This is a genomic window from Pseudomonas sp. HP_08 (genome assembly GCF_055284095.1).
Window position 1 is genome coordinate 250,589 of sequence record NZ_JBTOQC010000001.1, and the last position, 26,548, is coordinate 277,136.

Here is a 26,548-nt window from a genome sequence, read left to right on the forward strand (position 1 = left end):
CTTTAGTTACATCCGCAGGGGCGATGCCCCCCGGTTTACGGGCGTTATGCCTTTACACCGAATGTGAATGTTTCGCATTATGTCGCAGCTTTTTCGGGCGCCCTCGCCACTTCCTCTCCTAGACGCAGGATTTCGTCATGATTCGTATGCCCCTGGCTAGCGCCAGTCTGCTGGCCATCGCTATCTCTCTCGCCGGTTGCGGCGAAGGCAAGGACAAGGCAGCCGCCCCGGCACCTGCCGCAGCCCCTGCTCCGGCCGCTGCACCAGCGCCCGCACCGGCTGCCGCAGCACCTGCAACACCAGCAGCACCCGCCGCGGCACAGACCAACGATGCAGCCGCCAAGGCCGTGGTCGCCAACTACGCCAACATCGTGCATGCGGTGTTCAGCGATGCCGAAGCGGGCGCCAAAAAGCTGCAGGTCGCCATCGACGAATTCCTCGCCACGCCGAACGACACCACCCTCAAGGCCGCCCGTGATGCCTGGGTTGCCGCACGCGTGCCGTACATGCAGACCGAAGTGTTTCGCTTCGGCAACACCATCATCGACGACTGGGAAGGTCAGGTTAACGCCTGGCCACTGGACGAAGGCCTGATCGACTACGTCGCCAAGGACTACCAACACGCGCTGGGCAACCCGGGCGCCAGCGCCAATATCATCGCCAACACCGAGATTCAGGTCGGCGAAGACAAGGTCGACGTCAAGGAAATCACCGCCGAGAAACTGGCCAGCCTCAATGAGCTGGGCGGTTCCGAAGCCAACGTCGCCACCGGCTACCACGCTGTCGAGTTCCTGCTCTGGGGCCAGGACCTGCACGGCAACGGCCCGGGCGCCGGCGAGCGCCCGGCCAGTGACTACCTGGAAGGTGCTGGCGCCACCGGTGGCCACAACGAGCGCCGCCGCGCGTACCTGAAGGCGGTGACCGAACTGCTGGTGGCCGACCTCGAAGAAATGGTCAACAACTGGAAACCGGGTGTGGCCGACAACTACCGCGCCACGCTGGAAGGCGAGTCGGGCGAGAACGGCCTGCGCAAGATCCTGTTCGGTATGGGCAGCCTGTCGCTGGGCGAACTGGCCGGCGAGCGCATGAAAGTTGCACTGGAAGCCAACTCCAGCGAAGACGAGCACGACTGCTTCAGCGACAACACCCACAACTCGCACTTCTACAACGGCCTGGGCATCCGCAATGTCTACCTGGGCGAGTACACCCGCACCGACGGCAGCAAAGTCAGCGGCCCGAGCCTGTCCTCGCTGGTCGCCAAGGCTGACGCCGCCACCGACACCACCCTGCGCGCCGACCTGGACAACACCCAGGCCAAGCTTCAGGTACTGGTCGACCGTGCCAACAAGGGTGAGCATTTCGACCAGTTGATTGCTGCCGGCAACACCGAAGGCAATCAAGTGGTACGCGACGCCATCGCCGCCCTGGTCAAGCAGACCGGCGCCATCGAACAGGCCGCCGGCAAACTGGGCATCACCGACCTGAACCCGGACAACGCCGATCACGAATTCTGATCATGTTGTAAGGCGTCAAACAGAATGCCGGTCAGTTCGCTGACCGGCATTTTTTATGGCTTCTTTTCGTAAAAAGCGTTGGTAAAGAGCCGCCTCGCACCGTGATCCGTCTGCAAATGCTGTAGGGCTATTCCGAAACGCTGTTCAGCGTATTGTTTGTCTTACTACTCCTGTCGACTATCGCGCCTTGATCCTGTTCAAGGCGCACCTGCATGTCTGATTTTGAATCCGGCCCTACCCCTCAAGACGCATCTGTTCTTCAAGCGCAAGACGATGAAGACAGAAATGTCGTCTGGTTATCACCTAGACCGCGTCCCACTGGCTTCCCTGCCTACCGATCACCACGACTGGCCCTACAAAAAGGCAATGATGTTTATCTGGATTTCATTTCTAAGGTGCGCGCACCTGAAAAGGTGATTCGCAGCTGCATGAACGTCGTACTCATAATGACCGTGCTATTTCTATCACCAATCATGTTCATGGATATCAGCGCCACTCTCACAGAGGACCGCCCGGCCTTTGGAATCTTGCGCATGCTGCTAGCAGACGGCACGATCATTCTGAGCGGTGCCACCTTGATGGCATGTGCATTGGCCGCCTCGATCGCCTGGAGCATCTGGACATCGACGCGTCCCTACCCTGTGCGTTTCAACCGCCAGCGGCGTGAGATGGCCTACATTAACGACGCTGATCAACCTCCTTACTTCATTCGCTGGGAGGAAGTCCTGGCATTTGTCAGAACAACGGAAATAGATACACACTCAGGCCCATTCCATTACTACGCCTTGAACATATGCCTGTGTGCGAAAGATGATGAAGAGGTGAACGTGCTGCTTTCATTTCACTCAAGCCTGGAGATGGCTATAGGGGAATGGGAGAGCATTCGCGTCTTCATGGAGAAGGGCCCGAAATTCTTGCCGGATACCGATGTGCTCAGTGAGATTCCCAAAGATGCGCTCGAGCTCTTTCGCCTGCAGCGTCAAATTTTTCGGGAGGACCATGGCTACCTGCACTATCTGTTGGGTTTTGTTCTACCCAACCTCCTCAGTGGATGGACCCTCTCTTTTCATATCGCTAAATGGATAAAGAAACTGCCCCGATCAGATCATTCAACAGAAATGGAAGAATGGTCACAGCCGATTCCATTCAAATCATGGAAGCGTCCGGACCCTTGGTGTCGCTACGAAACCTGGAAAATGAATAAATATTTTGAGGCGGGAGGCACTCTTGAGGACTACCAACGCGAAGTTGAAAGAGAGCTTCTTCTGGATGCAGCGGGAGAAGATGACTAAAGACACCAATTCGTAACAACAAATTGCACCAGCGCCAGCAAACGATAATCCCTCTTATTCAAACCCTATAGGGCTGTTAAGCTTGCTCGCCCTGATTTTTGGCTGTTTGCAGATTGCGTATGACTGTGTCGTTGCGTTCATCCCAGGCTTTGCTGTTAGCCCTGGCCCTGAGTGGGTGTGAGGACGCACCGCGTTTCACCCAGGCCGAGCCGGGTGAAGCATTGTCGGGCGGCGCTACGACCGTGCAGCGCAGCGACAAGAATGCCTTTTCACTGCCCTCGGCCAATCTGCCGCCGGTCAAACGGGTGGATTTCAGCGTTGGTAACAGCTTTTTCCGTAGCCCTTGGGTGATTGCTCCGTCGACCACCACTGCGCGCGACGGCTTGGGGCCGTTGTTCAATACCAATGGCTGCCAGAACTGCCATATCCGTGATGGTCGCGGTCATCCGCCACAAGCGGGCGACAGTAATGCGGTGTCGATGCTGGTCAGGCTGTCGATCCCTGATCGTGCGGGTTCTGCCGATATCGTGCAGCGTCTCGGTGTGGTGCCGGAGCCGGTGTACGGCACGCAGTTGCAGGACATGGCCGTGCCTGGTGTCGCGCCGGAAGGCAAGGTGCGGGTCGAATACGATCCGCTCACGGTGCGCTTTCGCGATGGCACCGAAGTGGAGCTGCGCCAGCCCACGTTGCGCATTACCCAACTGGGTTATGGCCCGCTGCACCCCGACACGCACATTTCGGTACGCATCGCGCCGCCGATGATTGGCCTGGGCCTGCTTGAAGCCATACCGGAGGCGGCGATTCTGGCCAACGCCGATCCCGACAACAAAGATGACGACGCGATTTCCGGGCGACCCAACTGGGTCTGGGATGCTGCTCGCCAGCAGGTCGCACTGGGGCGTTTTGGCTGGAAGGCCGGGCAGCCCAATCTCAACCAACAGAATGCCCATGCGTTTTCCGGAGATCTGGGCCTGACCACCCGTCTGCTTCCCGCCGATGACTGTACGCCGGCCCAGATCGCTTGCCTGCAAGCCCCGAACGGCAACGGGCCGCAGGGCGAACCTGAGGTCAGCGACAATATTCTGCGCCTGGTCGAGTTTTACACTCGCAACCTGGGTGTACCGGCTCGCCGCGATGTCGACGACCCTCAGGTGCTGGCCGGCAAGAACCTGTTTTTCAAGGCCGGCTGCCAGCAGTGCCACACGCCGCAGTTCACCACACGTGCCGATGCCGCAGAACCCGAGCTGGCCAATCAGATCATTCGTCCCTATACCGACCTGTTATTGCATGACATGGGCGAAGGTCTGGCCGACAATCGCAGCGAATTTCAGGCCACGGGCCGCGAGTGGCGTACACCGCCGTTGTGGGGCCTGGGGCTGACACAGACGGTCAGCGGACACACTCAGCTGTTACACGATGGCCGGGCCCGCAATGTGCTTGAAGCGATTCTGTGGCATGGCGGCGAAGCCCAGGCCGCGCAGCGTCAGGTGCTGGCCTTTGATGCAGAACAACGGGCAGCCTTGCTGGCCTTCCTTAATTCATTATGATTGCGTCCCTTTAACCAAGGAGCCAGAGATGTTCCGTCCCAAGTTGTTGTTCACCGGCCTTGCAGCCCTGGCCCTGGGCGCCTGTACGCCCGCCGACCCACAGGCGGTCACCTCGGCAGCCATTGCCAAGCAGGTAATCCTGCCGACTTACAGCCGCTGGGTCGAAGCCGACCGTCAGTTGGCGGCCAGTGCCCTGGCGTTCTGCCAGGGCAAGACCGACCTGCAAAGCGCACGCACCGATTTTCTCAAGGCACAAAAAAGCTGGGCCGAGTTGCAACCTCTGCTGATCGGTCCGCTGGCCGAGGGCAATCGTGCCTGGCAGGTGCAGTTCTGGCCCGACAAGAAAAACCTGGTCGGCCGTCAGGTCGAGCAACTGGTCAACGCCCAGCCATCGGTCAGCGTCGAAGAGCTGACCAAGGCCAGCGTTGTGGTTCAGGGCCTGTCGGCGTACGAGTACATTCTGTTCGACGCCAATATCGACATGGCCAATGCCGAGCAGAAAGCCCGTTACTGCCCGCTGCTGACCGCCATCGGCGAGCGCCAGAAGGTGCTTGCCGAGGAGATCCTCAATAGCTGGAACAGCAACGATGGCATGCTTGCGCAACTGAGCAAGTTCCCCAACCAGCGTTATGCCGACTCGCATGAAGCCATCGCTGAACTGCTGCGCGTGCAGGTCACCGCACTGGATACATTGAAGAAAAAACTCGGTACGCCGCTGGGCAGACAAACCAAAGGCCTGCCGCAACCATTCCAGGCCGATTCCTGGCGCAGCCAGGCATCGCTGAGCAGCCTGCAAGCCAGCCTGAGCAGTGCCGAAACCGTCTGGGCCGGCGTGGATAACAAGGGCTTGCGCGGCTTGCTGAAAAGCGACCAGAAGGCGCTGGCCGACAAGATCGATGCGGCTTACGCGAACAGCAAACAGTTGCTGTCGCAACTCACCCCGCCGCTGTCCGATTTGCTCGCCAGTGAAGCCGGGCGCCAGCAGCTCAATGCCTTTTATGACAGCCTCAATGTGGTTCATCGTCTGCATGAAGGCGAGCTGGCCAAGGCCTTGGGCATTCAGTTGGGATTCAACGCTAACGACGGCGACTGACCAGGAGGAAACAAATGATGTTGCGACGTCAGGCCCTGGCCCTTGGCAGCCTGTTGCTCAGCGCCTTCACCCTTGGCGGCTGGACCCTGTTTCGGCAAAAGGGCAGCAGCCCGTTGCTGTTGTCTGCCCGCGACGATGGCGACGGCAAGCACTATGCCGTGGGCTATCGGCTCGACGGCAAGGAGGTGTTTGCCACCGAAGTGCGCCTGCGTTGCCACGACATCATCAACCACCCCGATCTGCCGCTGGCGGTATTCATTGCCCGGCGTCCGGGGACTGAAAGCTACCTGATCGACCTGCGCGATGGTCTCTTGCTGCAAACCATCGTCTCACCGCCGGGCCGTCATTTTTATGGTCATGCGGTCATTCATCAAGGTGGTGAATGGCTGTACGCCACTGAAAACGATACCCGTGATCCTGGTCGTGGCGTGCTGGGTATCTATCGCTTCGTGAATGAGCGGCTGGTGCGCGACAGCGAGATTCCGACTCACGGCATCGGCCCGCATCAGGTGTCGTGGATGCCGGATGGCGAGACGCTGATCGTGGCCAATGGCGGTATCCGCACCGAGGCCGAGAGCCGGGTCGAGATGAACCTGGATGCGATGCAGCCCAGCCTGGTGCTGATGCAGCGCGACGGTACGTTGTTGAGCAAGGAAACCCTGGCCCAGCAGATGAACAGCGTACGTCATCTGGCAGTGGCCAGCGATGGCACCATCGTCGCCGGCCAACAGTTCATGGGCGATGCTCACGAGACTGCCGAACTGCTGGCAATCAAGCGACCCGGCCAGGCGTTCCAGGCATTTCCGGTGGCCGTCGAGCAACTGCGCGCCATGAACCATTACACGGCCAGTGTCGCTATTCATGACGACCTGCGCCTGGTGGCCCTCACCGCACCGCGGGCCAACCGCTTGTTCATCTGGGATCTGGACAGTGGCGCACTGCGCCTTGATGCGTCCATGCCCGATTGTGCCGGCGTGGGTGCGGTAACCGATGGCTTTGTGGTCACTTCCGGCCAGGGGCGTTGCCGTTTTTACGATTGTCGTCAGGCGGATTTGCAAGCCCGGCCTCTGGATCTGCCGAGTGCATTCTGGGACAACCACCTGCATTTGCATGTGGCTTAACAGCTCGTTGTCGCTCTGATCCGTGCCAGTACCGCATGGGCACTGGATTCATCGGGAATGACCAATGCCTCGCGCAGGCGTTCTTCCAGGCGCTGGTCACGGGTGCACAGTGCATTCTGCGCTTCAAGGTGTTCAGCCACTTCCTGCTGGCGCTGGCGGATGGCATCGAGCGAGTCTGCCGCCGCCTGAAGACGGGCGCTCGCCTCGCAATGCGTGGCTGAAAACTTGCGCCCCATCCCGGGGTTGCGAAACACGTCAATCTGCCGTTTGAGTAAACGCAGCGTATCTTCGCCGCTCTCCAGCGAAGTGCGCAGGGTTTCTACGCTTCTGGCGTATTGCTGCGAGACGCGCTCGTCTTCGGCCAGTACCAGTTCACATCTGCCGATATGAGCGGCGATCTCAAGGGCCAGTTCATTGTGCCCCAGCGCCAGGGATTTCTCGGCGTTGCCGGTCAGTTCCGCCAGCCGCCCGGCTGTCTGCTCGACCTCTCTGGCAGCAAGAATGTTCTTGGCCATCAGATTGGCAAGGCTCGAACGACCGATACTCACCTGCTCTTCGGCCTCACCAATCTCCTGGTCGAGTATGCGCAAGGCCTGCCGAGGCATGATGGCGTCATCTGCTTCATGGGTACTACCCCGCAGGGCGATCAATATTTTTGTCCAGATCATGCCCATGGCAATTCCCTTCTGCGCAGTCGCGAGATGAATGAAAACGAGAGATCCAACCGTTCAGGGAAAACGATGACATATGTATTGCTCCAGAGATGCCGGAAACACGCGACCAGGAAAGTAAGAAACTTCCACGCGGCTTGAAGTTTTACTCATGCAGGGGTGCATGGCAGTAACGCCCGGACGAAAAAAAGCCCCGGGCAGAAAACGCTCGGGGCTTGTCGGGTCACGCATGGATTCAGCCTCTTTGCCGGGTCCCCTGAGCCATGCTGTACAGAAACAGCAACAGATCATGATCGGGCTGAATCACCTGTTGAGGCTTCGCGATACGCGGCAAGGGACAGTGGCCCTCCCCGTGTACGGCGCTCAGAATTTTAGTGGCCGGCTGCTCCCAGGCAGCCGTTGCCACAGTTGCAGTCGCCAGGGCGGCTACAACGAATAAACCTCGAGCCATTTCTAGCTTCATTACTCCAACCCCTTGAGAGCGCTGCCAAACGCTGTCTGATAAAAGTAGATGAACTTTTCCCAGTCAGGGGTGTTGAATGACGAATGGCGTCGCAATTGCTTGATGTCGTGCAGCGCAGCACGTCGTGCGGTCAGGCGCTTGCGGGCTTTTTCCAGATCAAGCAACGCGACGTGCGCACGGGCCTGTTCGCCCTCACCGCTGACTTTTACAAACACGTGCTTGATGTACAGGCAACTGTGTTGCCAGCGACCCCGGTGCATGCGGGCCAGGTTATCGGCCAGGGTCTTTAGCATCTGCTCATGCAGCGCCTCGCCATAGCACTCTCGACCACCCGCCGCGTACCAGTCGTCAAGGGGCTCGTAACCCTCCAGGGCCTCGGTCACCAGCAGGGCTCGCCATTGCTGCTGCTCATTGCGCTCGGCACCGCAGAACACAGTGGTCGGCGCAGCTACACCCAGGCGGTGCAAACCTTTCAGGGCGTCACGTTCACGCAGCACCGTAGGGCGCCCGAACGGATACAGCCAACTGCGGTAGATATGCCCGGTCTGGCGCTTTATGTACCAGAGCCTGCCATCGTCACTCTGCACGCGCTGCACGCCGCTTTCGCCACCACGCCGCAGATTGGGCGGCTCGACCCACTCACCGTGCATACGCCAGAAGTGCTCGAACTCACTTTCAGACTCTGTCAGTACTGCCTGTCCCATCGTGCACACCTGTTCTGATTACTTCTTGCGCAACAAATAAACTCGCCACATTGCATACAGCGGGAGGAAATCCATTCGTTGCTGAATACGAAAACCGGCCTGTTCAAACTCGGCTTCCACCGTAGCGGCCGGTAACACAAAGCGGTTCTGGTAACTGTCCTCCCCATCGGCCTGTTCGCCGGAACGCTTGCGATCGCGTTCCAGGCGCTTGCGTTTCCAGGCCTTGAAGTTGCCATCTACCCATAACGAAACAATGACGCTATCACGGGTAACCCGCTGAAACTCCCGTAACAGAGCGATACGATGCTCTGCTTGACCAATATGGTGCATCAAGCGCATGCAAAAGATGCTGTCCACGGCATTGTCGGGCAGATCGATGGCAAAGGCAGATGTCTGCAAAGGTTGTACCCGTTGCACGATTTCAGCAGGTTGTGCCTTGCATGCGGTCCTGAGCATATCGGCCGAATTGTCGGCACCGATAATCAAGCGGTTGGGTTTTTCCGCCAGCAGCGGCCAGAAACGCCCGGCCCCGCACGGAAGATCCAGCACAAGCCCGGGGTCGCCGGCCAGGCGCAAGGCCTTGCGGGCCAATTGCTCATCGCGACGATGGGACATCTGACGCCACAATCCGTTCTGGTGTTTGCGCAGATATTGTTGGGCGTGGTCATTGTCGTATTTGCTGGAAAATTCCAGTTCAATGCGGTCGTTCATGTCAGCACTTCCCGATTCAGATGCCGGCCACAATAAGTAGCTTCGCGTCATCTTCAGGTCATGCGTTTGTGAAAAAAACGTACTGCGTCGAGCGTGGATGTTTCCAGAAATTACAAGAACTTACGAGTGTTTCAAGGGTGTCACAGGTGTGTACGACACTTTCTCGACATCGATACATTCAGGCCTGTGAGCTGTCTACCCGCTCTTTATGAGCGGGCAACTTCCAGGCTGACCTTGAACCGGCAACCATTGGGTTCCATTGGCGTCAGGCTCACGGTCCAGCCCTGGTTGGCACAGATACGCTGCACTAGCGACAAGCCAAGGCCCAGCCCTTCACCACGCTGCTCGTTGCCACGCACGAACGGTTCGAACATGGCTTCGCGCTTCTCCTCAGGAATGCCTACGCCGCTGTCCTCGACCATAAAGCCCTGTTCGTACAAGGTCAGGGCAATGAAACCGTTGTCGGTGTAATGCAGCGCATTGCGCAACAGATTACCCATGACGGCGAGCAGGAACGTGGCGTTGTAGCTCACATCCGGCAGTGGATCGATTTCGCACGGGTTGTAAATCAGTTGCAGCCCCTTGCTTTCAATCGGGCCACGCCATTGGGCAACCAGTTGCTCGGCGGCGCTGTTCAGCGTTGCCTTGGGCGTCATGGTGGGGTCTTCACGCTGGGTTCGGGCCAGCATCAGGAAGGTCTGCACCAGGTCGCGCATCTCTTCGCAGGCCCGGGCAATACGCTCGACCTGGCGCCTGGCGCGCTGGTCAAGTGCCGGATTTTCCAGGAGCAGTTCGCACGAGCTGGCCAGCACCATCAACGGCGTACGCAGTTCGTGGCTGACATCGCTGGTGAACATCCGCTCGCGGCTCAACGCCTGACGCAAACGCCCCAGCGTGGCATCGAAGGCCACCGCCAGTTCGCCGACTTCATCGGCTGCGTAATCCGGCGCCAGCGGCGGCGCCAGACCCAGCAACTGGTCGCGGTGCCGTACCTGACGGGCCAGGCGCGACACCGGCGCAATGACGCGCCGCGCCAGCACCCAGCCGAGAAAGACGGCCAGTGCCAGGGCCATGACAAAGCCCACCAGCACGACGGCAAACAGCACGCGCTCGCGCTCTTCGAAATCGCTCTGGTCCTGTAGCAACGCATAATGGCGGCCTTCGACCACCTCGATCATCGCGTGGTAGGACAGCGGCCCGCGAAACACTTCATGAAAGCCGGGCTCCAGATGGCGCAAGTCCTGGGGCAGGTCGAAATCGCCAGGGCCATTGCTGAAGTAGAACAACTGATCCTGTTTGGGCCGATGGCTCCAGTCGCTGACGCTGTCGGCCAGCAACAGACGATTGAGGTCGCCGCCAAGGCCTGCCGAAATCAGCTTTTCTTCGACCAGGTGGACCGTGGAAATAATGCCCACGGCGAACGATCCGGCCACCAGTGCACTCATCAGTGCAAAGGCGATGATGATCCGTTGTGCAAGACTCTGTTTAAACTCCATCCCGGCCCTCGGCCAAACGGTAGCCCACGCCATGCACGGTGTGCAGCAAGGCTTTGGGGAACGGTTTGTCGATCACCTGGCGCAACTGGTGCACATGGCTGCGCAGGCTGTCGCTGTCCGGGCAGTCGTCGCCCCACAGCGCTTCTTCAAGAATCTCGCGGCGCAATACGTGCGGGCTTTTCTGCATCAGTACGGCCAGCAGTTTGAGCCCGACCGGGTTGAGCTTGAGCAGGCGCCCCTCGCGGGTGACTTCTAGGGTATCGAGGTCATAAACCAGGTCGGCAACCTGCAAGGTCCGCCGCCCGCCGCCCTGGGCACGGCGCAGCACCGCTTCGATGCGGGCGGCCAGTTCCGAAAGCGCGAAAGGCTTGAGCAGATAGTCGTCGGCACCCGAGCGAAAGCCTTGCAGGCGGTCGTCGAGCTGGTCACGGGCGGTGAGCATGATCACCGGCGTATCGCGCCGGGCATCCTCACGCAGGCGTTTGCACAAGGTGTAGCCATCGATGCCAGGCAGCATGATATCGAGCACGATCAGGTCGTAATGTTCGGTGGCTGCCAGGTGCAGGCCTGAAAGGCCATCCTGGGCACAATCGACTGTATATCCCTTCATCCCCAGATAATCGGCCAGGTTGGCCAGAATATCGCGGTTGTCTTCAACCAGAAGGATTCGCATAGGGTTCTCCGCATGCAGTTAGGGCTGGCGCAGCTTAGGGGCTGTTGACGTTACAGTGCAAGCCGAAGCCACCCGCTACAGCCAGACATTAAAACGCCGCAATACATTTTCACGCGCCAGAATAAAAAGAACCCCGCACAGGGCGGGGTTCTTCAGGTGACGCTAAAGGGTGAAGCAGCTTACATCATGCCGCCCATGCCACCCATGCCGCCCATGTCAGGCATGCCGCCGCCGGCTGGCTTGTCTTCCGGGATGTCGGCGATCATCGCTTCGGTGGTGATCATCAGGCTGGCGATCGAAGACGCTGCCTGCAGAGCCGAGCGAGTCACTTTGGCCGGGTCCAGGATGCCCAGGTCAATCATGTCGCCGTATTCGCCGGTCGCAGCGTTGTAACCGAAGTTACCCGAACCTTGCTTGACCTTGTCGACCACAACGCTTGGCTCGTCGCCGGAGTTGGCAACGATCTGACGCAGTGGTGCTTCAACAGCGCGACGCAGCAGAGCGATACCCACGTCCTGATCGGCGTTGTCGCCTTTCAGGCCTTCGATAGCCTGCAGCGAGCGAACCAGAGCCACGCCACCGCCAGGTACCACGCCTTCTTCAACGGCTGCACGGGTCGCGTGCAGGGCGTCTTCAACGCGGGCTTTCTTCTCTTTCATTTCGACTTCGGAGCCGGCGCCGACCTTGATCACGGCAACACCGCCGGACAGTTTGGCCAAACGCTCTTGCAGCTTCTCTTTGTCGTAGTCGGAGCTGGTGTCACCGATCTGCTGACGGATCTGAGCGATACGCGAGTCGATGTCACCTTTAACGCCAGCACCGTCGATGATGGTGGTGTTTTCTTTGTTCAGCACGACGCGCTTGGCGTTACCCAGGTGCTCCAGGGTAGTGCTTTCCAGGCTCAGACCGATCTCTTCGGAGATAACGGTACCGCCGGTCAGAACAGCGATGTCCTGCAGCATGGCCTTGCGACGGTCGCCGAAACCTGGCGCCTTGACGGCAGCCACTTTAACGATGCCGCGCATGTTGTTCACAACCAGAGTCGCCAGGGCTTCGCCTTCGACGTCTTCGGCAACGATCAGCAGCGGACGGCCAGCTTTGGCAACGGCTTCCAGGACTGGCAGCATTTCGCGGATGTTGGAGATCTTTTTATCGACCAGCAGCAGCAGCGGGCTGTCCAGCTCGGCAACCATGGTGTCCGGCTTGTTGATGAAGTACGGCGACAGGTAGCCGCGGTCGAACTGCATGCCTTCAACAACCGACAGTTCGTTTTCCAGGCCAGTGCCTTCCTCAACGGTGATAACGCCGTCTTTGGTCACTTTTTCCATGGCTTCGGCAATGATGTCGCCGATGGAATTGTCAGAGTTGGCCGAGATGGTACCAACCTGGGCAATTGCCTTGGTGTCGGTGCATGGCTTGGACAGCTTTTTCAACTCGGCAACGATGGCGATGGTCGCCTTGTCGATGCCGCGCTTCAGGTCCATCGGGTTCATGCCGGCAGCGACGGCTTTCAAGCCTTCGTTGACGATGGCTTGAGCCAGAACGGTAGCGGTGGTGGTACCGTCACCGGCGTCGTCGTTGGCACGGGAGGCAACGTCCTTGACCAGCTGCGCGCCCATGTTTTCGAAACGGTCTTTGAGTTCGATTTCTTTGGCAACCGAAACACCGTCTTTGGTGATCAGAGGAGCACCGAAGCTCTTCTCGATGATCACGTTACGGCCTTTAGGGCCCAGAGTTGCTTTTACCGCGTCAGCCAGGACGTTAACGCCTGCGAGCATTTTCTTGCGGCCGGCATCGCCGAATTTAACTTCTTTAGCAGCCATGATCGTTATTCCTTAAATACTTTGTAGTAGAGGGAAATTGAGCGCGAAGGACTTAGCCTTCGATGACGGCAAGAATCTCGTTCTCGCTCATCACCAGCAGGTCTTCGCCGTCTACTTTCACGGTGTTGCTGCCGGAGTAAGGACCAAATACCACTTTGTCACCCACTTTCACGGCCAGCGCGCGGACTTCACCGTTGTCCAGAACACGGCCGGTACCTACAGCGACGATTTCGCCACGGTTAGGCTTTTCGGCAGCCGAACCTGGCAGCACGATACCGCCGGCAGTTTTCGTTTCTTCTTCGCTGCGACGGATTACGACGCGGTCATGCAGAGGACGAAGCTTCATTGTCGATCTCCTGATTTTGTTAATTACGTCCGGTGATGGCACCGGCGAGTTGTTTAATCCGGTCTGGCCGGGTACGGCTCGACGTGCGAACCGCAGAATACGGTCTGACGTTCAGTCAGAAACCTTTCGGTGACCCATACATAAGGGCACCCAAGGTGATTACAAGTGCAGCGCTCGAAAATTTTTACATCGGCTTTAAATGCACACGGCACCCGAAGGTGCCGTGCGCCCCGCAAACACGGGTCATTTATCGCGATGTTCGAACTCGCCTTCGATCACATCGGGTTGACGGGTAGGCGCATGAATCGCACTCGGGCGATCGGTGCCAGGCTGTTGCGGGGCATGCTGATAAGCCTGCAGGTCATCGGCAAACGCGCGCTGGCGCATGGCCTGGTCTTCGGCGCGCTTGCGCAGCTTGCCGATCAGCAGGCGGCGGGTGAACGGCAACAGGCAGACCACGGCCAGAATGTCGCTGAGAAAACCCGGCAACAGCAGCAGGCCACCGCCGACGGCAACCATCAGGCCTTCAAGCATCTGCTGGGCGGGCAACTGGCCACGCGCCAGGCTTTCACGGGCGCTCAAGGCCGTGGCGATACCGGCCACGCGCATGATGAACAGGCCAAGCATCGAGGTGGCCAGCACCAGCAGGAATGTCCACAGGAAACCGATGGACATGCCGACCTTCACCAGTATGAACAGCTCAAGCACCGGAAAAAGTAGAAAAAGCAGCAGAAAAACACGCATCAAATCTATTCCTCTACGGAAGAACGTCTTCCAATAGACTCTATTTGCAGCCGGAAAGTCGTTAAATCAAGCCCCGGATGTTTCAGGAGTCGGCCATTGCTGGGCGCGAGCCAGATAAACCAAGGCTTCGCGAACCTGTATCGGAGTGTTGCAGGTTTGCGCAAAGGGTAACCAGAACAAAGCCTGTCCAATACGCAAATGCAGGCCCTCGCTGTCGACACCGACCATCTGCGCAGGCTCGGTCTGCGGCAGACCCGCCAGTTGTACATAGTGGGCAATGGCCTGGGCATGATCCTGATTCATGTGTTCGACCATGCCGGTTTCGCTGGCCCCGACAAACGGGTTGGGCAAGGCGACATCGTCCAGCCAGTGAATCGCGCCGAAGCCGCCGATGTAGCGGTAACGCACCGGTGTCAGCACCCAGAAGTCGAAGTCGTGGGCGCTGTGATAGTTCTGCGACTCGGGAAAGTAGCGGTAATAGCGCTGGGCGGCCGCTTCGATGCTTTCAGGGTCGGTGAGCTTGTGCCCTTCGGCCATCAGTGTGATGCGCCCTACCGCCTGGACATTGGCAGCCTCGCGCTCGCCCACCAGCAACGAGCACTTGGGGTCCTGCAACAGATTATGCGTGTGCTGGGCGATACGGCTGATCAGGATCAGCGGCCGGCCCTGCCCGTCCAGGCAATAAGGCACCACCGAGCCGAACGGAAAGCCGGGCATCGATTTGGAGTGCGTCGACAGTACGCCGCGGTATTCGCGCAGCAGAAGCTCGCGGGCCGATCGAGAGGCTTTCACGCTCATCATGTCTCCTTCGCTTATGGTTTTGTGGCAGGCCAACGCTTGCAGGTCGACTGCTATAACTATGAGTCAACGGCATGCCCGCCATGCCATCACTATGACTTGTTCAATGGGCACGCACATGGAATTGAAAGGCAAGTTAATCATTATTACCGGCGGATGCCAGGGTCTGGGCCTGGCAATGGCGCGCAACCTGGCGTCTCGTGGCGCCAACCTGGCGTTGCTGGACCTCGACCAGAGCAAGCTCGATGTGGCGGTGGCGCAGCTTGTGGCGCTGGGCATCGAGGCGCGTGGTTACCTGTGCAACGTGGCCGATGAAGCGCAGGTGGTCTACACGGTGGCGTGCATTGCTGCCGACGGCGGCACGATTCACGGGCTGATCAATAATGCCGGTATCTTGCGCGACGGGCTGTTGGTCAAGGTCAAGGACGGGCAGATCAGCACCATGAGTCTGGCGCAGTGGCAGTCGGTGATCGATGTCAACCTGACCGGGGTGTTCCTGTGTACCCGCGAGGTGGTGGCCAAGATGGTCGAGCAGAACAGCCAGGGTGCGATCATCAATATTTCGTCGATCTCGCGGGCCGGCAACATCGGCCAGACCAATTATGCGGCGTCAAAAGCGGGTGTGGTGGCGGCGACCGTGACCTGGGCGCGCGAGCTTGCGCGCTATGGCATTCGCGTGGCGGCGGTGGCGCCGGGGTTCATCGAAACGGAAATGACTGCCAGCATGAAGCCCGAAGCGCTGGAGAAGATGACCTCGGCCATCCCGCTCAAACGCATGGGCACCCCTGAAGAGATTGCCCATGCGGTGGCGTTCATTCTGGAAAACGACTATTTCAGCGGCCGGGTGCTGGAGCTCGATGGCGCCATGCGCATTTGACCGCCACTGGATTTACCAGGTCACGCCAAACCCTGCGGTGTAACGGGTCTTGTCGACGTCGCCGTTGCTGGAGCCGCTGATGATGTCTTTCTCGGCCTTGAGGTTGAGCGAGGCCCAGTCGGTGACCTTGTAGCGCAGGCCGACTTCGACATCCAGCGCGTAATCGGCCACGCCGCTCAGCGGCTTGCCCAGTTCGCCGTTGGTGAAGAACTCGAACTTCTTGCCGACCAGATAGCGGTTGTAGTCCCAGGTACCGGCCACGGCGTAGAAGTTTTCCTTCTCGCCGTTGGAGAACTCGTAGTCGGTGCGGTTGAGCAAGGCGCCAACCTTGAAGGCGCCCAGCTCGTCGTCCCAGAACTGGTAGCCAGGACCGGTACCGACGGTGCGTTCACGGGTGAGGTCTTCGATCTTGTCGCGCTTGTAATTGACCCGGCCGTCCCAGAAGAACTTGTCGGTCAGGAAGTAATCCAGCGAGTACTCGGCGCTCCAGTTGTCAGTGCTGACCACATCGTCCTGCGTCTCGCGGTTGTATTCGCCCTTGGCGTTGTGGCGCCAGCGGTCGTGACGCGCCGAGGTCTTGAACGACAGGTTGTAGTCGTCGGTGTCGTTCTCGGCCTTCTGGAAGTCCAGCGCGGCATCGATATTGCCCTTCCAGACCAGGTCGGTGACCACAGGTTTCGGCTTGATGATCTGCTGGATGCTGGCAAGCTCGACGGTCTTGGGCGCAGCGCCATTGGCCAGCACCACCTTGCCGTCATCACTGGCTTGCAGCGACTGGGCGACTTCACCGGTGTACTGGTTCTGTTTGACCAGCAACGGCTCCTTGCTTTCAAGGGTCTTGACCTGAGCCCAGTCCAGTGGAATCGATCCACCGTAGTCGGTCTGCAACAGCAGCTTGCCGCCGTCGAACATTTTGATCGTGCCGGTCAGGCGGTCGCCATTCTTCAACCACACGGTGTCGGCAAGCAGTGGCGTAGAAGCGCAGGTTACAGCGAGGCACAACAGGGTTCTGGACAACATAAGCAACTACCGGGCTCTGGCGAAAAATCAGGCATTATCCGTCTGGCGCGCTTCAGGAAGAACGGCCGCGGGGCGCGACTATCACTGACCCCGCGAATATTCTGTAGTTCAAATCCTACTGACCTTACATCGAATAAACATGAACAAAACCGCACCTTCACCTGTCGACGACGCTGGTGGGCTCTCCCCTGCCGAAGCCCGGCGCACCGCGCTGTACCTGACCCTCAGCCAGGTCGCGCCAGGTTATGTCGTCAGTTATGGCGAGCTGGCCCAGCTGGCCGGGCTGGGGCGCGCGGCACGCTGGGTCGGGCGCACCTTGAGCCAGTTGCCGGAAGGCTCCAGCTTGCCGTGGCACCGCGTACTGGGCGCCGGCGGTCGGCTCAGCCTGCAAGCCGGCACGCCTTCAGGGGATGAGCAACGCGCCCGGTTGCGCGCCGAAGGCATTACCATCCGTAATAATCGTGTGGATATGCAACGCCATGGCTGGCATCTCATACAGCACAGCGGTTAGAGTGCGCCCTTTGTTTTAGTTACCTGAGGCAGTTCCCAGCTCATGCCCCGTAAAACCTGGCGCGCCGCGCTCGCCGCTTATGCCAGCCCGTCGACCTTAGTGCTGTTGCTGCTCGGTTTCGCCGCCGGCCTGCCTTACATGCTGGTGTTTTCCACCCTGTCGGTCTGGTTGCGCGAAGCCGGGGTAGCCCGCGAAACCATCGGCTATGCCAGCCTGATCGGCCTGGCCTACGCATTCAAATGGGTGTGGTCGCCGTTGCTCGACCAATGGCGCCTGCCGTTTCTCGGCAAACTGGGGCGTCGCCGTTCCTGGCTGGTGCTGTCGCAGACACTGGTGATCCTGGGCCTGATCGGCATGGGCTTTTGCGACCCTCAACAGCACTTGTCCTGGTTGATCGCCATTGCCGTGGTGGTGGCCTTCGCCTCGGCCACTCAAGACATCGCCATCGACGCCTACCGCCTGGAAATCGCCAACGACACCCAGCAAGCCGCCCTGGCGGCCAGCTACATGTCCGGCTACCGGGTTGCCGCCCTGCTGTCGACCGCCGGCGCCCTGTACTTTGCCGAAGGCTTTGGCTCCACCGGCTTTGCCTACAAGCACTCGGCCTGGACCGGCACCTATGTGCTGTTCGGCCTGTTGATGCTGCCCGCCCTGGCGGTCACTTTCATCATGCGCGAGCCACCGGTGCCGATGCGCACCCAACTGTCGGCGGCGCGCTATGGCTTTACCCACCAGCTGGCGTCGGTGTTCGTGCTGATTGTGCTGTTGGTGTCGGTGCCGGCGATGTTCACCCAGTTGTACAACACCGACTTTGCCAGCGTGTTGTTCGGCACCACCGGCTGGACCGACCTGCTGCTCGAAGACCGTGCCTTTCTGCGGGCGATTCTCTACACCCTGCTCACCGTGGCCTGTCTGTCGTCCATGGGCCGCCGCGGCCTGGCGCCGGTGCTGACGCCGATCAACGACTTCATCATGCGTTACCGCTGGCAGGCGCTGCTGCTGCTGGGACTGATCGCCACCTACCGGATGTCAGACACGGTGATGGGCGTCATGGCCAACGTGTTCTATATCGATCAGGGCTTTACCAAGGATCAGATCGCCAGTGTCAGCAAGATTTTCGGCCTGGTCATGACCTTGTTGGGCGCCGGTGCGGGCGGCCTGTTGATCGTGCGCTTCGGCATCATGCCGATCCTGTTTATCGGCGGCCTGAGTTCGGCGGCGACCAATATCCTGTTCCTGCTGCTGGCCGACATGGGGCCGAACGTGCAGATGCTGGTGCTGACCATCTCGCTGGACAACTTCAGTTCGGGACTGGCGACATCGGCGTTCGTGGCTTACCTGTCGAGCCTGACCAACCTGCGCTTCTCGGCCACTCAGTACGCGCTGCTCAGCTCGATCATGCTGCTGCTGCCGCGCCTGATCGGCGGTTATTCAGGGGTGATGGTGGAGAAGCTCGGCTACCACAATTTCTTCCTGATCACGGCCCTGCTGGGAGTGCCGACACTGATCATGATCATCCTGCAGTGGAATCGGGAGATTCGACCGCAGGATGAGGATGGGATCGCGCAAAACGAAAAAGGCTAGGCCCGGCGCTCAGACCTTGGACAGCGTCTTGGGCTCATCCTGTACCACGCGGATCACCCGTTGCGGGTAAGGAATCTCGATGCCGGCCGCCTTCAGGCGGTCGCGGGCTTCGATGTTGAACTTCGAAAGCACCTCGCCGAGGTCGCCAGTCTTGGTCCAGACCCGCAGTTGCAAGGTGATCGCGCTGTCACCCAACACGGTGACCACCGCCTGTGGCGCCGGGTCCTTGAGTACCCGTGGGTCATCAGCCATGTCCAGCAACACCTGCAACGCTTTCTTCAAATCAGCGTCGTAGTCGACACCCACGTCGAACGCGATCTTGCGGGTGGGCTGGCGGTTGGTGTTGGTAATAATGCCGTTGGACAGAATGCCGTTGGGCACGATGACCGTGCGGTTATCACCAGTACGCAGGATGGTGTGGAAGATCTGGATATTGTCGACCGTGCCAGACACATTCTGCGCTTCGATCCAGTCACCGATACGAAACGGGCGGAACAGCAGAATCAGTACTCCGCCGGCAAAGTTCGACAGGCTGCCTTGCAAGGCCAAGCCAATGGCCAGGCCCGCCGCACCGATGGCGGCCACGAACGAGGTGGTTTCGACCCCGATCATCGAGGCCACGCTGATGATCAGCAAAACCTTGAGAATGATATTGGCCAGGCTGCTGACAAAGCCTTGCAGCGCCTGATCGGCATTGCGCAGCGCCAGCAGCGCGCCGACCCGGTTGGTCAGGCGGTTGATCAGCCACCAGCCGATGCACAGGGTTACCACCGCCAGCAACACGCGGCTGCCGTACTGCATGATCAGCGGAAGCCAGGACTGGGAAACCTTCCACAGCTGATCCACTTCAGCATTCAAATCCATCGTTTACTCCTTGAAAACGGTCAATCGACAACACCTGAACCCACCCGCGCCAGGCGAGTGGCGTTCAGGAAATACAGACCGCTGTGACGCGCAGAGGCCGCGAGGGTTCCCCGGGCGGCCTCGATGACCATCAATCGCGGAAGTTGTTGTACTGCAACGGCAGCTCGGCATCGAAGGCGCGCAGCAGGGCAATGGCATCCTGCAGATCGTCACGCTTCTTGCCGGTAATGCGCAGTTGCTCGCCCTGAATGGCGGCCTGCACCTTGAGCTTGGCGTCCTTGATGTGCGCGACGATTTTCTTGGCCTGCTCCTTATCGATGCCTTCGCGCAGGGTCACTTCCTGTTTCACCAGCTTGCCCGAGGCATAGGCGTCCTTGATGTCCAGGCACTTGGCGTCGATCTTGCGCTTGACCAGCGACAGCTTGAGGATCTCGATCATGGCCTCAAGCTGGAAATCCGCTTCGGCAGTGAGCGTGATCGCCAGGTCCTTTTCCTTGAATTCGAAAGTCCCTTTGCCTTTGAGGTCGTAACGGCGGTCCAGCTCTTTGATCGCGTTGTCGACGGCATTAGTGACTTCGTGTTTATCCAGTTCGGACACTACGTCGAACGAGGGCATGTCTATTCTCCAATTGAACGGCGTGCGCGAAAAAACTGACGGGCACGCATGACTTGACGGTTTGAAAGAGCGGTCATTATAACGAGACTTTTCCAGCCTTCACTGCGAGCCTTGATGTCTGACCCCGATTTGCTGCACACATTTGCCCGGCACAACGCCTGCGGGCGCCGCCAATGACGACCTGGCACATTCTCGGTGCCGGCAGCCTGGGCGGGCTGTGGGCGACGCGGCTGGCCCGTGCCGGCCGGCCGGTGCAGTTGATCCTGCGTGATGCGGCGCGGCTGGCCGACTATCGCCATCACGGCAGTCAATTGACGCTGGTCGAACAGAATCGTTGCGAACACCTGTCGATCCCGGCCCAGGTCTGCGACAGCGGCGAGCCCATCGAGCGCCTGCTGGTGGCGTGCAAGGCCTATGACGCCGAACAGGCCGTCGCCCGCCTGGCGCCGCGCCTGAGCGCGAACGCCGAGGTCATCCTGTTGCAGAACGGCCTGGGCAGCCAGGAAGCGGTCGCCGCACAGATTCCCGCACAGCGCTGTATTTTTGCCTCCAGCACCGAGGGCGCCTTCCGCGAATCCGACTGGCGAGTGCGCTTTGCCGGGCATGGTTTCAACTGGCTGGGCGATGTGCGTAACCCCGCCGCCCCGCAGGCGTTGCTCGACGACCTGCAGGCCAGCGGCATCAGCCACGAGTGGACGCCAGACATCCTGACCCGCCTGTGGCGCAAGCTGGCACTCAATTGCGCGATCAACCCGCTGACCGTGCTGCATGACTGCCGTAACGGCGGACTGCTTGCGCACCCATGCGAAGTCGCGACCTTGTGCGAGGAACTGACCGAACTGCTGGAGCGCTGCGGCCAGCCGGCGGCGGCGCAGGATCTGCACAGCGATGTGCTGCGGGTCATTCAGGCCACAGGGGCCAACTATTCGTCGATGTACCAGGATGTCGCTCATGGCCGGCGCACTGAAATCGCTTATCTGCTGGGTTACGCCTGTGCTGCAGCGGCGCGCCATCAATGCAGCGTGCCGCATTTGCAGCAGTTGCATGAGCGTCTGCGCCGGCATCTGGCCGCCAAGGGTTTGCGTAGCGACTAGCCCGCGCTACCCTGCTGGCACAAACCGTCGCCGTGTGATCAGCCCATGCCCTTGCGTCAGCGCTTAGATAACCTGCCCGTAGGCCAGAAACTGCTGGCGGCCTTGCTGGTCCTGCTGACCACCGTGCTGCTGGTGGCCAACCTGACCTTTATCGGCGCGGCCTATTACATCTCTCAGGAAGCCATGGCGCCGCAGGCGTTACAAACCATCGGCCGCCTGATCAGCAGCGCCAACCTTAACGAGCGAGCGCTCAACTCGAGCGAAGATGCCCAGGCGCTGCTGACCGAGCTCAGAAACTACGGCCCGCTGCGCGCCGCCGCGATCTATGACAACGACGGCCAGCGTCTGGCGCAGTTGCAGCAGGGCGAAGTGCTCGATCTGCCGACCCGCTTCAGCGGCGTCGAAAGCTGGCGGCTGAGCGAGTTTCGCAGCACGCAAGTGATCACGGTCCCCAAGGACGACCAGCCGCCAGGGCACCTGTTGCTGGTGGCCAGCAGCGAACTGCCTGCGGCGTTCTACAGCGGCACCCTGACCGCCAGCCTGGGCATTCTGGTGTTCAGCATTCTGTTGTGGGTCGTGGTCGCCCGGCAGATTCGCCGGCTGATTACCGAACCGATCTATCAACTTGAAGAACTGTCGCGCCAGGTCACCCGTGAAGAGAATTACGCCTTGCGTGTCGGCCCTGGCAACAAGGACGAAATCGGCAGCCTGGCCTCGGCCTTCAACACCATGCTGGCGCGAATCGAAGCCCGCGAGCAGCAACTCAAGCGCGCCCGCGACGAATCCCAGGAAGCCTACGACCAGGCCCGCGGGCTGGCCGAGGAAACCCGGCGTACCAACCGCAAGCTGGAGCTGGAAGTCCAGGTGCGCGGCAAGATCGAAAAGAAGCTCACCGGTTTCCAGAACTACCTCAACAGCATCATCGACTCGATGCCGTCGGCGATGATTGCCCTCGACGAGCAGCTTTACGTCACCCAGTGGAACCAGGAAGCGGCCACGCTCTCTGGTACGCGACTCGACGAGGCCCTCAACCAGCCGATCTTTATCGCCTTCGAGCCGATGCGCTCGTTCATGCCGCAGCTCAAGCAGACCGTTGAACAACACAGCGTGACCAAGATCGAGCGGGTGACCTGGATCAAGCAGGACGAGGCGCGCCACTATGCGCTGACGTTTTATCCGTTGACCGGCGACGCCGGGCGCGGCGTGGTGATCCGCATCGACGACATTACCCAGCGCATTTCACTCGAAGAGATGATGGTGCAATCGGAAAAAATGCTCTCGGTCGGCGGCCTCGCAGCCGGCATGGCCCACGAGATCAACAATCCGTTGGGCGCCATTGTGCATAACGTGCAAAACATCCGCCGCCGGCTGTCACCCGATTTGCCCAAGAACCTGGAGCAAGCGCAAAGCGATGGCCTCGATCTGGATCAGGTCAACCGCTACCTGACGGGCCGGGAGATACCGGCCCTGCTCGACGGCATCCAGCAGGCCGGCGCCAGGGCGGCCAAGATCGTCAGCCATATGCTCAACTTCAGCCGCCTGAGCAGCCGGCAACTGGCGCCGTGCGATTTGCCGGCGCTGATCGATCAGGCGCTGGAAATCGCCAGCAACGACTTTGACCTGAGCATCGGTTTCGACTTCAAGGGCCAGCACATCATTCGCCAGTTCGATCCGGAGCTGGAGCCGGTGCCGTGCATCGCCAACGAGCTGGAACAGGTGCTGCTCAACCTGCTCAAGAACGCCGCGCAGGCGATTCACCAGCGCGACGATGATCAAGAGCCCGGGCGCATCACCCTGCGCACCCGGCTCAACCCGCCATGGGCGGAAATCCAGGTCGAGGACAACGGCATCGGCATGTCGGAGAGCGTGCGCAAACGCACGTTCGAACCGTTCTTTACCACCAAGGAAATCGGCCAGGGCACGGGCTTAGGCCTGTCGGTCTCGTATTTCATCATCACCAACAACCACAAGGGTCAGATGGAGGTGCAGTCGTCCATCGGCACGGGCACCTGCTTTACCCTGCGCCTGCCACTGGTGGCCAATCAGGTTACGGTGCCGGCGTATATCATCAGCAAGTCTTGAACGGGAGCTACACACATGGGCTTTCGCCTGTCGAAAATCTACACGCGTACCGGAGACAGCGGCGAAACCGGGCTGGGCGATGGTCGTCGGGTGGCCAAGGATCACCCGCGCATCGAAGCCATCGGCGAAGTGGACACGCTCAACAGCCAACTCGGGCTGTTACTGGCCGGTTTGAACGAGGCGGCGCTGAGCGAACTGACCGAAGTGCTCGCGCCCTGTCAGCACCGTTTGTTCGACCTCGGCGGTGAGTTGGCGATGCCGGCTTATCAGGCCTTAAATGCGCTGGAAATCGAACGCCTGGAAGCGGCGATCGACCTGTGGAACGAAGAGCTGGGACCACTGGAAAACTTCATCCTGCCCGGCGGCTCGGCCCTGATCGCCCAGGCCCATGTGTGCCGCAGCCTGGCGCGCAGTGCCGAACGGCGCTGCCAGCAGCTCAATGCCGTCGAGCCATTGCAAGGCGTGGGACTGGCGTACATCAACCGGCTTTCGGATCTGCTGTTCGTGGCAGCCCGGTTGATCGCCAGGCGTCAGGGCATAGCCGAAATACTGTGGCAGGCAGCGGCAAAGCCGGTCTCGTAAGACCGGCTACCCAGGTCAGTCAGGCCACAGCGCGCGGATGCCGGCAACACCTTGTGCGCCGCTGTCCCAGGCTTGCTGGCGCTGGTCGGGGCCGACGCCGCCCAGCAGGAACACCGGCTTTTTGAAGCCCGCGATCAGTTGCGTCGCCTGCTCCCAGCCCAGTGGTTGCGCATCCGGATGCGTCTGGGTTGGCTGTACCGGTGACAGGGTGACGAAATCCACGCCCATCTGCTCGGCCAGGGCCAGCTCTTCGGCGTTGTGACACGAGGCCGCCAGCCAGCGCTCAGTCGGAAACGGCCGGCCACGGCTGGCGTATTTGCGCAGCTGGGCGGCAGTCAGGTGCCAGCCGGCCGCCGGAAAGTCACCCAGCCATTCCAGCGGTCCCTTGAGCATCAATTGCGCCTTGCCAGCACACAGGCCGACGGCATCCACCGCCAGATCGCGGTAGGCAGGGTCATAGCCGCCCGGTGCGCGCAGCTGGATCAACCGTGCGCCCTGGGCGACAGCGCGCTGAATGCCGCGCAGCAGCTCACCGTTTTCCAGGCCTTCGGGGGTAATCAGGTATTGGTCGGGCAAACGCGCTGCCGCGACGATCGGCTGGTTGGCCGCCGGAAACTCGTAATCGGGCAACTCGCGTGGCGTGACCCAGGCCAACGGCTGGCCTTCGGCGCCATGCGGCTCGCCGCTGAATGCCGTGACTTCCCAGACATCCAGCAACACGTGTTTGTCCGGGTAATCATGCTGGACCTTGATCAGCGGACGCGCCGCCTCGATCTCGATACCCAGCTCTTCGCGCAACTCACGCCCCAGTGCGAGACGGGCCGCTTCGCCCTCCTCGACCTTGCCACCGGGAAACTCCCAGAGGCCGCCCTGATGCTGAGTGTCGGCGCGCCGGGCGATGAGAATCCGGCCATCGTGGCCGCGAATCACAGCCGCTACTACGTGGATACGTTTCATTACTCGGCTTCCTCTTTGACAGCCTTCAGCCAGCGCTGAAGGCCGCCATTAACCAGGCGTTGATCAGGTGCGGTATTCAGCGTTGATCTTCACGTATTCGTGCGACAGGTCGGTGGTCCAGATGGTCTCGTTGCAGTCGCCACGACCCAGCTCGATACGAATGGTGATTTCCTCGCGGGCCATCACTTCGGCGCCCTGCGCTTCGGTGTAGCTCGCCGAACGGCCGCCCTTGCTGGCGATGGACACTTCACCAAGGAACACGTCGATCAGGCTGACGTCCAGGTTCGGTACGCCGGCACGGCCGACAGCAGCCAGAATGCGACCCCAGTTGGGGTCGGAGGCGAACAGTGCTGTCTTGATCAGCGGCGAGTGGGCCACGGCATAGCCGACGTCCAGGCATTCCTGATGGTTGCCGCCGCCGTTGACCTGCACGGTGACGAACTTGGTGGCGCCTTCGCCGTCGCGCACGATGGCCTGGGCCACTTCCATGCACACTTCAAAGACGGCCTTTTTCAGGGCTTCGAACAGCGGACCGCTGGCTTCGGTCACTTCCGGCAGGTTGGCCTGGCCGGTGGCGATCAGCATGCAGCAGTCGTTGGTCGAGGTATCGCCATCGATGGTGATGCGGTTGAACGACTTGTTCGCACCGTCGAGGATCAGGTCTTTAAGAACGCTTTGCGACACCTTGGCGTCGGTGGCGATGTAACCGAGCATGGTTGCCATGTTCGGGCGGATCATGCCCGCGCCCTTGCTGATGCCGGTCACCGTGACGGTCACGCCGTCGTGCTGGAACTGACGGCTGGCGCCTTTTGGCAAGGTGTCGGTGGTCATGATGCCGGTGGCGGCAGCCGCCCAGTTATCCACAGACAGGTCGTCCAGCGCCGCTTGCAGGGCACCTTCGATCTTTTCAACCGGCAATGGCTCGCCGATCACGCCGGTGGAGAATGGCAGCACGGCCTCGGCCGACACGCCGGTCAGCTCGGCCAGCTTGTCGCAAGTACGCTTGGCGGCAACCAGGCCCGGCTCACCGGTACCGGCGTTGGCATTGCCGGTGTTGGTCAGCAGGTAACGGATGGTGCCCTGCACGCGTTGCTTGGCGATGATCACAGGGGCTGCGCAAAAAGCGTTGAGGGTGAACACGCCGGCGACGCTGGAGCCTTCGGCGCAGCGCATGACCACCACGTCCTTGCGGCCGGGTCGCTTGATACCGGCCGAGGCAATACCCAGTTCAAAACCGGCAACCGGGTGCAATGTAGGCAAAGGACCAAGACCAACAGCCATGCGTGCGCTCCTTGAGCTTTATCTGCGCCGTCCGCCTATCGGTACGGCGATCAATGAAAAAACGCCGCGACGGCAGGGCCGGTC

Annotated in this window: 26 protein-coding genes; 11 read left to right on the forward strand and 15 right to left on the reverse strand. The window is 60.3% G+C overall.

Annotation, left to right across the window (positions count from 1 at the left end):
• Positions 1-137 precede the first annotated feature (137 nt).
• The 5 genes from ACYAS9_RS01195 to ACYAS9_RS01215 all read left to right on the forward strand — a co-directional run bounded on the left by ACYAS9_RS01195 (position 138) and on the right by ACYAS9_RS01215 (position 6,567).
• Complete coding sequence (locus tag ACYAS9_RS01195; protein WP_463566510.1) at positions 138-1,514, forward strand: imelysin family protein; 1,377 nt, start codon at positions 138-140, stop codon at positions 1,512-1,514.
• Positions 1,515-1,726: 212 nt separating this feature from the next.
• Positions 1,727-2,806, forward strand: coding sequence for a DUF6708 domain-containing protein (locus tag ACYAS9_RS01200; protein ID WP_463566511.1), 1,080 nt, complete (start codon positions 1,727-1,729; stop codon positions 2,804-2,806).
• Between the two features lie 119 nt (positions 2,807-2,925).
• Positions 2,926-4,353: a di-heme oxidoreductase family protein gene (locus ACYAS9_RS01205; protein WP_463566512.1), complete on the forward strand. Its 1,428-nt coding sequence runs from the start codon at positions 2,926-2,928 to the stop codon at positions 4,351-4,353.
• A gap of 28 nt (positions 4,354-4,381) precedes the next feature.
• On the forward strand, positions 4,382-5,446 hold the full coding sequence (locus tag ACYAS9_RS01210) for an imelysin family protein (RefSeq protein WP_463566513.1): 1,065 nt from the start codon (positions 4,382-4,384) through the stop codon (positions 5,444-5,446).
• Between the two features lie 17 nt (positions 5,447-5,463).
• Positions 5,464-6,567, forward strand: coding sequence for a DUF1513 domain-containing protein (locus ACYAS9_RS01215; protein WP_463566826.1), 1,104 nt, complete (start codon positions 5,464-5,466; stop codon positions 6,565-6,567).
• On the opposite strand, the gene ACYAS9_RS01220 is transcribed toward ACYAS9_RS01215, so the two are convergent.
• The 10 genes from ACYAS9_RS01220 to ACYAS9_RS01265 all read right to left on the reverse strand — a co-directional run bounded on the left by ACYAS9_RS01220 (position 6,564) and on the right by ACYAS9_RS01265 (position 14,996).
• Complete coding sequence (locus ACYAS9_RS01220) at positions 6,564-7,241, reverse strand: PspA/IM30 family protein (RefSeq protein WP_463566514.1); 678 nt, start codon at positions 7,239-7,241, stop codon at positions 6,564-6,566. The two genes, ACYAS9_RS01215 and ACYAS9_RS01220, sit on opposite strands and share 4 nt — an antisense overlap.
• A 232-nt stretch (positions 7,242-7,473) precedes the next feature.
• Positions 7,474-7,701, reverse strand: a complete 228-nt coding sequence (locus ACYAS9_RS01225; RefSeq protein WP_463566515.1) for a hypothetical protein — start codon at positions 7,699-7,701, stop codon at positions 7,474-7,476.
• Positions 7,701-8,405 carry a lipopolysaccharide kinase InaA family protein gene (locus ACYAS9_RS01230; protein WP_463566516.1) on the reverse strand — a complete coding sequence of 235 codons (705 nt, stop codon included), beginning with the start codon at positions 8,403-8,405 and terminating at the stop codon, positions 7,701-7,703. Before ACYAS9_RS01230 ends, ACYAS9_RS01225 begins: the two co-directional genes overlap by 1 nt.
• Positions 8,406-8,423: 18 nt before the next feature.
• A complete protein-coding gene (locus ACYAS9_RS01235; protein ID WP_463566517.1) occupies positions 8,424-9,116 on the reverse strand; it encodes a class I SAM-dependent methyltransferase in 693 nt (230 codons plus the stop codon).
• A gap of 206 nt (positions 9,117-9,322) precedes the next feature.
• Complete coding sequence (locus ACYAS9_RS01240) at positions 9,323-10,612, reverse strand: sensor histidine kinase (protein WP_463566518.1); 1,290 nt, start codon at positions 10,610-10,612, stop codon at positions 9,323-9,325.
• Positions 10,602-11,285 carry a two-component system response regulator ColR gene (gene colR / locus ACYAS9_RS01245; RefSeq protein WP_056834281.1) on the reverse strand — a complete coding sequence of 228 codons (684 nt, stop codon included), beginning with the start codon at positions 11,283-11,285 and terminating at the stop codon, positions 10,602-10,604. The genes ACYAS9_RS01240 and colR overlap by 11 nt, the downstream gene beginning before the upstream one ends.
• Positions 11,286-11,464: 179 nt before the next feature.
• Complete coding sequence (groL, locus tag ACYAS9_RS01250; RefSeq protein WP_459749643.1) at positions 11,465-13,108, reverse strand: chaperonin GroEL; 1,644 nt, start codon at positions 13,106-13,108, stop codon at positions 11,465-11,467.
• A 52-nt stretch (positions 13,109-13,160) separates the two neighbouring features.
• The gene (locus ACYAS9_RS01255) at positions 13,161-13,454 is read right to left on the reverse strand and encodes a co-chaperone GroES (protein ID WP_004881479.1); all 294 of its coding nucleotides are present in this window, start codon (positions 13,452-13,454) and stop codon (positions 13,161-13,163) included.
• A gap of 243 nt (positions 13,455-13,697) precedes the next feature.
• Positions 13,698-14,198, reverse strand: coding sequence for an FxsA family protein (locus ACYAS9_RS01260; RefSeq protein WP_463566519.1), 501 nt, complete (start codon positions 14,196-14,198; stop codon positions 13,698-13,700).
• Positions 14,199-14,264: 66 nt separating this feature from the next.
• Positions 14,265-14,996 carry a HugZ family pyridoxamine 5'-phosphate oxidase gene (locus ACYAS9_RS01265; protein WP_463566520.1) on the reverse strand — a complete coding sequence of 244 codons (732 nt, stop codon included), beginning with the start codon at positions 14,994-14,996 and terminating at the stop codon, positions 14,265-14,267.
• 118 nt (positions 14,997-15,114) lie between these two features.
• Here ACYAS9_RS01265 and ACYAS9_RS01270 point away from each other — a divergent pair, with 118 nt between their 5' ends.
• Entirely contained in the window at positions 15,115-15,873 is a 759-nt protein-coding gene (locus tag ACYAS9_RS01270) for an SDR family oxidoreductase (protein ID WP_463566521.1), read from the forward strand.
• A gap of 12 nt (positions 15,874-15,885) precedes the next feature.
• Here the strand turns inward: ACYAS9_RS01270 and ACYAS9_RS01275 are convergent, their stop codons facing one another.
• Positions 15,886-16,893: a DUF481 domain-containing protein gene (locus ACYAS9_RS01275; protein ID WP_463566522.1), complete on the reverse strand. Its 1,008-nt coding sequence runs from the start codon at positions 16,891-16,893 to the stop codon at positions 15,886-15,888.
• 139 nt (positions 16,894-17,032) lie between these two features.
• On the opposite strand from ACYAS9_RS01275, the gene ACYAS9_RS01280 reads away from it, so the two are divergent.
• On the forward strand, positions 17,033-17,404 hold the full coding sequence (locus ACYAS9_RS01280) for an MGMT family protein (protein WP_463566523.1): 372 nt from the start codon (positions 17,033-17,035) through the stop codon (positions 17,402-17,404).
• Between the two features lie 42 nt (positions 17,405-17,446).
• A complete protein-coding gene (locus ACYAS9_RS01285; RefSeq protein WP_463566524.1) occupies positions 17,447-18,988 on the forward strand; it encodes an AmpG family muropeptide MFS transporter in 1,542 nt (513 codons plus the stop codon).
• 9 nt (positions 18,989-18,997) lie between these two features.
• Here ACYAS9_RS01285 and ACYAS9_RS01290 read toward each other — a convergent pair whose 3' ends face one another.
• Together ACYAS9_RS01290 and ACYAS9_RS01295 are read right to left on the reverse strand one after the other, a co-directional pair.
• Positions 18,998-19,852, reverse strand: a complete 855-nt coding sequence (locus ACYAS9_RS01290; RefSeq protein WP_463566525.1) for a mechanosensitive ion channel family protein — start codon at positions 19,850-19,852, stop codon at positions 18,998-19,000.
• A gap of 130 nt (positions 19,853-19,982) precedes the next feature.
• The gene (locus tag ACYAS9_RS01295; protein ID WP_463566526.1) at positions 19,983-20,468 is read right to left on the reverse strand and encodes a YajQ family cyclic di-GMP-binding protein; all 486 of its coding nucleotides are present in this window, start codon (positions 20,466-20,468) and stop codon (positions 19,983-19,985) included.
• Positions 20,469-20,641: 173 nt separating this feature from the next.
• On the opposite strand from ACYAS9_RS01295, the gene ACYAS9_RS01300 reads away from it, so the two are divergent.
• Genes ACYAS9_RS01300 through ACYAS9_RS01310 form a run of 3 tightly spaced genes read left to right on the forward strand, consistent with a single transcriptional unit; the run spans position 20,642 to position 24,226 of the window.
• Positions 20,642-21,562 (forward strand): putative 2-dehydropantoate 2-reductase, encoded by a 921-nt coding sequence (locus tag ACYAS9_RS01300; protein ID WP_463566527.1) that lies wholly within the window; start codon positions 20,642-20,644, stop codon positions 21,560-21,562.
• A 45-nt stretch (positions 21,563-21,607) separates the two neighbouring features.
• A complete protein-coding gene (locus ACYAS9_RS01305) occupies positions 21,608-23,644 on the forward strand; it encodes a sensor histidine kinase (protein ID WP_463566528.1) in 2,037 nt (678 codons plus the stop codon).
• A 15-nt stretch (positions 23,645-23,659) separates the two neighbouring features.
• Positions 23,660-24,226 carry a cob(I)yrinic acid a,c-diamide adenosyltransferase gene (locus tag ACYAS9_RS01310; protein ID WP_463566529.1) on the forward strand — a complete coding sequence of 189 codons (567 nt, stop codon included), beginning with the start codon at positions 23,660-23,662 and terminating at the stop codon, positions 24,224-24,226.
• 15 nt (positions 24,227-24,241) lie between these two features.
• Here the strand turns inward: ACYAS9_RS01310 and ACYAS9_RS01315 are convergent, their stop codons facing one another.
• Both ACYAS9_RS01315 and argJ read right to left on the reverse strand, forming a co-directional pair.
• Complete coding sequence (locus ACYAS9_RS01315) at positions 24,242-25,183, reverse strand: Nudix family hydrolase (protein ID WP_463566530.1); 942 nt, start codon at positions 25,181-25,183, stop codon at positions 24,242-24,244.
• Positions 25,184-25,246: 63 nt separating this feature from the next.
• Positions 25,247-26,464, reverse strand: a complete 1,218-nt coding sequence (argJ, locus tag ACYAS9_RS01320; RefSeq protein WP_463566531.1) for a bifunctional glutamate N-acetyltransferase/amino-acid acetyltransferase ArgJ — start codon at positions 26,462-26,464, stop codon at positions 25,247-25,249.
• Between the last annotated feature and the right edge of the window lie 84 nt (positions 26,465-26,548).